Annotated in this window: 8 protein-coding genes and 1 pseudogene; 7 read left to right on the plus strand and 2 right to left on the minus strand. The window is 67.2% G+C overall.

Annotated elements, in window-relative coordinates:
- The 7 genes and pseudogenes from ACF1A5_RS33680 to ACF1A5_RS33710 all read left to right on the plus strand — a co-directional run.
- On the plus strand, positions 1 to 317 hold a 317-nt coding region (locus ACF1A5_RS33680; RefSeq protein WP_392196648.1), incomplete at its 5' end, for a type II toxin-antitoxin system VapC family toxin.
- A 186-nt stretch (positions 318 to 503) separates the two neighbouring features.
- A pseudogene (locus ACF1A5_RS33685) lies at positions 504 to 839 on the plus strand (transposase); the annotation flags it as partial.
- A 282-nt stretch (positions 840 to 1,121) separates the two neighbouring features.
- The gene (locus ACF1A5_RS33690; protein ID WP_392196649.1) at positions 1,122 to 1,337 is read left to right on the plus strand and encodes a helicase associated domain-containing protein; all 216 of its coding nucleotides are present in this window, start codon (positions 1,122 to 1,124) and stop codon (positions 1,335 to 1,337) included.
- A 497-nt stretch (positions 1,338 to 1,834) separates the two neighbouring features.
- Positions 1,835 to 2,086 carry a hypothetical protein gene (locus tag ACF1A5_RS33695; protein WP_392196650.1) on the plus strand — a complete coding sequence of 84 codons (252 nt, stop codon included), beginning with the start codon at positions 1,835 to 1,837 and terminating at the stop codon, positions 2,084 to 2,086.
- Positions 2,083 to 2,769: a restriction endonuclease gene (locus tag ACF1A5_RS33700; protein WP_392196651.1), complete on the plus strand. Its 687-nt coding sequence runs from the start codon at positions 2,083 to 2,085 to the stop codon at positions 2,767 to 2,769. The genes ACF1A5_RS33695 and ACF1A5_RS33700 overlap by 4 nt, the downstream gene beginning before the upstream one ends.
- Before the next feature lie 256 nt (positions 2,770 to 3,025).
- Positions 3,026 to 3,700 carry an HAD family hydrolase gene (locus ACF1A5_RS33705; RefSeq protein ID WP_392196652.1) on the plus strand — a complete coding sequence of 225 codons (675 nt, stop codon included), beginning with the start codon at positions 3,026 to 3,028 and terminating at the stop codon, positions 3,698 to 3,700.
- Positions 3,697 to 4,554, plus strand: a complete 858-nt coding sequence (locus ACF1A5_RS33710; RefSeq protein ID WP_392196653.1) for a DUF1932 domain-containing protein — start codon at positions 3,697 to 3,699, stop codon at positions 4,552 to 4,554. The genes ACF1A5_RS33705 and ACF1A5_RS33710 overlap by 4 nt, the downstream gene beginning before the upstream one ends.
- Positions 4,555 to 4,591: 37 nt before the next feature.
- On the opposite strand, the gene ACF1A5_RS33715 is transcribed toward ACF1A5_RS33710, so the two are convergent.
- Complete coding sequence (locus ACF1A5_RS33715) at positions 4,592 to 5,152, minus strand: guanylate kinase (RefSeq protein ID WP_392196654.1); 561 nt, start codon at positions 5,150 to 5,152, stop codon at positions 4,592 to 4,594.
- A complete protein-coding gene (locus ACF1A5_RS33720; RefSeq protein ID WP_392196655.1) occupies positions 5,149 to 6,189 on the minus strand; it encodes an AAA family ATPase in 1,041 nt (346 codons plus the stop codon). Before ACF1A5_RS33720 ends, ACF1A5_RS33715 begins: the two co-directional genes overlap by 4 nt.
- Between the last annotated feature and the right edge of the window lie 104 nt (positions 6,190 to 6,293).

Below are 6,293 nucleotides of genomic sequence, written 5' to 3' on the forward strand. Positions count from 1 at the left end.
TCCAAGCCGCAGTGGAAGAGGGCGTGCGGGTGGCCACCACGGCCATGACCACACTTGAAGCCGACTACGAGCGGATCCATCCCGCACGCATCAGGTGGGTTCTCTCCCGCATCGACGTCCGTGAGGTCACCAAGGAGATCGCCGACCAGGCCGCCGCACTCCTGCGCGGCCACCACCTGCACGGCCACAAGTACGCGATCGACGCTGTCCTCGCCGCGACCGCCCGCACGGCACCCCGGCCGGTCACGGTCCTCACATCTGACCCTGAGGACCTCACGCTCCTGAGTGGATCTGGTGTTGAGGTGGTCAAGGTCTGACCGCCCAGCGCCGATCTCTGGCTGGAAGAGGCGCGTTTCACCGGATCCTCGCCTCGGGCCGCGACTGGTACAGCGCGACCGCGGCCGCCTTGAACTCCGGCGGATAGTTCTTCATGACCACGAGATGTTCGTTCTCAGATCCCCAGGATCCAGTGTCTCGTGTGTCCAGGATCAAGGGTCAAGGCCCTTCGCGTTCCCCGCACCGGCCCGGGCCGACCACGTTGCAGACCCGACCAGGTCATCGCAGACAAGGCCTACAGCTCCCGCAGCCTCCGCTGCTACCTGCGCAAACGCGGCATCGCACACACCATCCCCGAGAAGGCAGACCAACAACGGCATCGCTACAACCGCGACCGCCACGGCGGCAGACCACCAGGATTCGACCGGCAGCTCTACCGTCGACGCAACATGGTGGAGCGCTGCTTCAACCGGCTCAAAGGCTTCCGCGGCATCGCCACCAGATACGAAAAGACCGCCACCTCCTACGAGGCAGCGGTCACGCTCGCATCGTTCCTGCTCTGGGGGGCCCACCGGCGGCGTGGCCGGCCACCGTCCGGGCGGAAGCGAGGTACGCCTACGTCTGGGGCTGGGGCGCCGAACTTTGCGGTGCAGGCATTGCTCCGGTCCACGTCAGCTGGTGAGGGCCTGCCCGTGGGCATCGATCGGTGCGGGAAGCATTCGTAGCCGTTCTGCCAGAGCGTCTGCGTCTGCGCCGGAACGGCTGGGGAGCATGTCGGCCAGGCGGGAGAGCCGGGCGCGGGCGGTGGAGCGGAGCCGGGCGGCAGGGACACGGTCGAGGACGTCGTGCGCCCGCTGGACCGCATCCTGGGGAGTGCGGGATGCTTCGGCCTGGGCGAGGACTTCCGTGAACGAGAGGGCCATCTCAACGTCCCCCAGCGGCACATCGAGCAGATCGACGGCGAGCAGGTACGGCTGGGACAGTGGCTGAGCAACCTGCGCCGCCGCCGCTCCAGCCTGAGCCCGCAGCGGCGCGCAGCACTGGACGAACTCGGCCTGTGATCCAGAGCCGCCAGCGCCTTCTTCTGCCCGCCCTCGCGGCATGATCGATTCGCCGCAGGCGCCGCCGCCTATGGACGCCCCTTTTGGAATTGACCGAATCCAGCCCCGGTCGCCTGGACCCGCGATCGGCCCGCAACCGTGCTCCGAGCGAGTACGCGCGGGGCCAGACGCGGCCCGACTGCCCAGGTAGGTAAGCCTTCGGCATCCTCACGCGGGGAGGATTGCCGGCAGGCGCGGCCCGCATCCCAGGCGCCCCGGAACCACGCGCTCAACCACGGGTCGCATGTGCCCGTCATGTCCTGAACTATTCGCTGAACAGGGCGAGTTGAGCGATCAGTCGTGATCCGTTGTCAGTGTCGGCCGTCAGCATGTCAGTGATTGCGGGGAAGACACGATCACTGGGGGAGGACCACATGCCGCTTGTCCGGCCGTACGTGCGCTCCGACGGGACGCCAGTACGCGGACACTCCCGATGGGCGCCAGGGGCGCGCCGGGAGATGACCATCTTCGCTCTCTTCGGCCTGGCCGTGTTCGGCATCGGCCATGCCTCGACGGTGAACGGAACGGACAGCGCGCCGCGCCAGCCGATCCGCTTCGACCACTACGCCGACAGCATCTCAAGGGATGTCGCGCCGCGCCCGACCGTGTCGTACCCGATCAAGTTCGACACGCCCGAGCCGAGGAAGCCGGCACCTCAGCCGACGGTCTCGTACCCGATCGACTTCTCCACCCTGGGGGCTGAGCGATGACCCGGCGCCCACCGGCCAAGCGGCGGACCGTCGGCCGCCGACGCGGCCAGCCGGATGCGCAGACCGTCATTCTGGCTGCCATGGTAGCAATCGTGATCACGGTGATGGTGGTCAACTGGCTCCTGGCACACTGGTGGCTGCTGCTGAGCGCGGCCGTCCTCGCGGTCCTGGGTGGCACCTGGTGGTGGCAGCAGCGCACGCACCGCGCAGAGCAGGAACGGGCCCGGGCACAGGCTCTGCGCTATCAACTGGCACAGCTGGATGCGCTGTCCCACCGGCAGTTCGAGCACGCGATACGTGATCCGATGTGCCGGGACGGCTGCAGCGATGCCATCCAGGTCGGAGGGCGAGGCGACCTTGGGGCGGATGTGAAGGCCACCGACCCGCTGGGGCGGCGCTGGGTGATCCAGTGCAAGCACCGCCGCAACGGCCCCCAGGGCGCGCCGGTGGGCACCCCAGAACTGCAGGTGCTCAACGGGACAGGCCGCCCTGTCCACAAGGGCGATGTAGTGGTGATGGTGACCAATGGAAGGATCACCCAGCCTGGCCGCTTCTTCGCCCGGCAGCAGCGCCTGCACCTCGTCGACCGTGTACTGCTGGCGTCGTGGGCCGCGGGATCACGGCCGCTGTGGGAGCTGCTGTCCGCCCTTCCAGCGGCCCGCAAACCATCACAGCTCTTCTGAACCCCACTAATGCCGCTGCCGAAGAGAGCCGTGTGACCGGTCGCTGCATCGTCCGCAGCCCCTGAGCGGGGGCTGCGAGGCCTTCTGGCGAGCCCCGCGAACAGTGATCGGGCCGACGGCAGTGGCTGCCGTCCATCTGCTGTGCGATGTGGAGAGAGACGGTGCATCGGGTGCGGTTGGCCCATGCCAGGGGCTGGTGGCAGAGCCGTGCAGTGGACAGGACGCACTCGCGAAAATGTGAGGTTAGAGTGCGGGTGTGCAGCGTCCTCTGGTTCTCTTCGACCTCGACAACACCCTTGTGGACAGGCGTGGAGCCGTCCAAGAGTGGGCCGCCGAGTTCACGGCCAAACACGGTCTGGGTGACGAGGGCCGGGCGTATGTCCTGGGCACGGTGGCCACGCGGGCCTACCCGTCCACCTTCGATGTGATCCGTACCCGATACAACCTCCCCATGGCGACTGACGAGTTGTGGCGCGCGTACTGCGCAGACATCGCAGCCTCGGTGTCCTGCCCTGCCGAAATCCTCAACGGTTTGGACGAACTGCGGGCGGCCGGCTGGCGAGTGGGGATAGCGACCAACGGCGCGGCGGACATACAGCACGCCAAGCTACAGGCCACCGGTATCTACAGGCGCGTGGACGGCGTCTTCATCTCGGAAGAGGGCGGAGCGCGCAAACCACAGACCCGGCACTTCGCCTTGGCCGCGGCCCGCTGCGGTGCCGCGCTGGGTGACGGTGGCTGGATGGTCGGCGACAACCCAGTCAACGACATAGGCGGCGGATACTCCGCAGGGCTGCGTACCATCTGGGTCGGCAACGGCCGCTCCTGGCTGACGGACGATCTCACACCCGACCACATGGTGCCGCACGTCCACGCCGCCATCGACCTCCTGCTTCTACATGGCGCCGACCAAGCGAGGACCACGACATGACGTACACCGTCGGGTTGCTGCACCCCGGCAGCATGGGATCCGCCATCGGCGCCCAGCTGCGCGCCCGCAACCATACAGTGCTGTGGTGCCCCGACGGACGCAGCGATACAACCCGCCGCCGGGCCGAGCATGCAGGTCTCGAACCGGCGACTCTCTCCGAGCTCGTCTCCCGCTCCGATGTGCTGGTCTCCCTGTGCCCGCCGGCCGCCGCAGAGGCGGTCGCCGAACAGGTGACCGCGCTCGGCACGGTTGGCGAGGGCACGATCTATGTGGAAGCGAACGCCGTCGCACCGCCCCGCGTGCAGCACATCGCCGACCGCCTGGTCCCCGTGCCCGTCATCGATGCTGCGGTCGTCGGATCGCCCCCTGGAGGCGGCAAGATCCCGACGATCTATCTGTCCGGCCCCGGTAGGCAGGCCGAACAGGTCGCCGAACTCCTCGCGGGAACCGATGTCCGGACCCGTGTCCTCGGCGACAGCATCGGCCAAGCGTCCGCACTCAAGCTCGCGTACTCCAGCTACCAGAAGGTCTCCCGTGTCCTCGCTGCCGTGGCGTACGGAGCAGCCGAATCATACGGAGTCGCCGATGAGCTGCTTGTGATCGCAGCCAAGCGCACCCGCAGCTACCTGTTGGAGACCGACTACATCCCCAAGAGCGCAGCTCGCGCCTGGCGTTGGGGCCCGGAGCTTGAGGACGCGGCGGTTCTGCTCGCCGATGTCGGCCTGCCGGACTCCCTGATGCATGCGGCAGCCGCGACGCTCGCCCGGTGGGACAACAAGAAAGACGACCTACTGGATATCGCCGACGCACTACAAGCATTGCGCGGTGAGCAAGACCTGCACGACCCGAGCTGAGCAGATCACACCAGCCGGGGCGCCGGCGTCCTGGCTGTCAGGCATCCGGGGACGGCATGCGAACGACGGCGTCGATCCTCTTCGCAGCCTCCCGGGCCTCCGTTGTATCCGTGTCCACGCGCAGCTCCCACTCAGCCCACGGATGAGCCGCAAGATCGGCCTGTGTGGCATCCCAAGCGGCCAGCCGAGCTGCCGTGTCGGTATCACCCCGCTGCGGTGAGCGCAGGGCGGTGGTCTCCTTCGAGCACCACAGCAGTACGCGCGCCCAGTGCGCCGGGAAGAGGGAAGAGACCTGCTCCATCCCCACCATTTGCCCAAGGTGGATGATTGGAGTTCGGCCACCCCCCGTGGCCTGTTCAAGGCCTGGCCGGTCGACGACATAGATGTTGCCGTACCGCTCGTTGCGGTAGATGACGTCGCCGCATGCCTCCAGGTTGGCCAACTGCTCCAGCGTGCCCATCCGGTAACCCTTGGTGTTCCCCGCCCCGATCTTCAGCCGGGTGAACCGCACGTACCGTGCATCCATTTCGGTGAGTACATCGGTGATCGTGTCCTTTCCAGCTGCCGGCGGCCCGTACAGCAGGATGCCGCGCCTCATTGGAACACCGTCCCGAAGACCTGACGTACCTGGTCCGTGAGCGATATCGCGGCGCCAAGGCGGTTGTCGACGACCAAGTGCGGTACCACGGGCCGAAGTTCGGGATCGATACCTGCGGCGTACGTATCCCAGTTCTGGAGTTTCCAGCTGTCGCGTGCGGCGGAGCGGAAGCTGATGTACTCATGCATTGTGTCGAGGTCGCACTGGATCCAGACGACAGCGACGGTGACGCCCCGGGCTTCGCAGCGGTTGATCAGGCGCCGCATCCACCGAGGATCGGTGGCCTCGGCGATGAACGGTGCGGTGAGTACGGTGCTGATCGCGCAGTCGGTGTTCGCATAGGCGGTCTCCAGCAGGCACTGGTACTCCAGCGGGCGGACCTTCTCGCGGTAGAGGTCGGTGTGCCGGTCGTTCGGGTCGCTGCCCATTTCTACGAGAAGGCGCTCGACGAGAGGGCGCGTGATCGGGTCTTTGTCGAGGACGGGCCAGCCGGTGAGATGGGAGATGAAGCGGGCGAACTCCGATTTGCCGCTGCCTGCATAGCCCCCGACCATCATCAGCGTCGGCTTGTTCGGGTCGCCGCCGGTGTGGCGGCGCTTCCAGGCATCGAGGATGCGCTGCTGTATGCCGCGCCCGTCGGTGTCCTCCGTACCCGGTGAAAGCTGGAGCAACGCGCGCTCCACAGCCAACACGTGGGCGCCGATGCGCGGTTCGCTCGACGCGGTGAACTTGAGTTTCCTGGCTTCGTCGGGCAGGGCGTTGCGAAAGCCGAGCTCGGGCTCGGTCGCGCGGTACAGCAGACAGTACGCGCGACGGTAGTGCGGCCCGGGATACACCTCACCCTGTTCGTGCTGCCACAGGGTCTGGAAATTGGCGGCCGGCACCGCGAGTCCCGCAGCCCGAGCCACCTCGCGCAGTTGCTCACCCGCGCCTTCGAGCGTCAGGCCGTGGGCTTCGCGTTGCTGTGTCAGCTTGTCCGGGCGCCACCCCGGGCGACTTTTCCCCACTGCGCCTACCGCCTGCCCATCCCTGGTCATGATCCGAGCCTAGGTCCTGTCTGATAATTGATCTTGTGGTGGGTCGTGGTGAGCTGACGGATGCGGCGTGGGAGCGGATAGCGCCGCTGTTGCCGGGTGTTGAC

The organism is Streptomyces sp. NPDC014864 (assembly GCF_043081525.1).
In the GTDB taxonomy this organism is placed as follows: domain Bacteria; phylum Actinomycetota; class Actinomycetes; order Streptomycetales; family Streptomycetaceae; genus Streptomyces.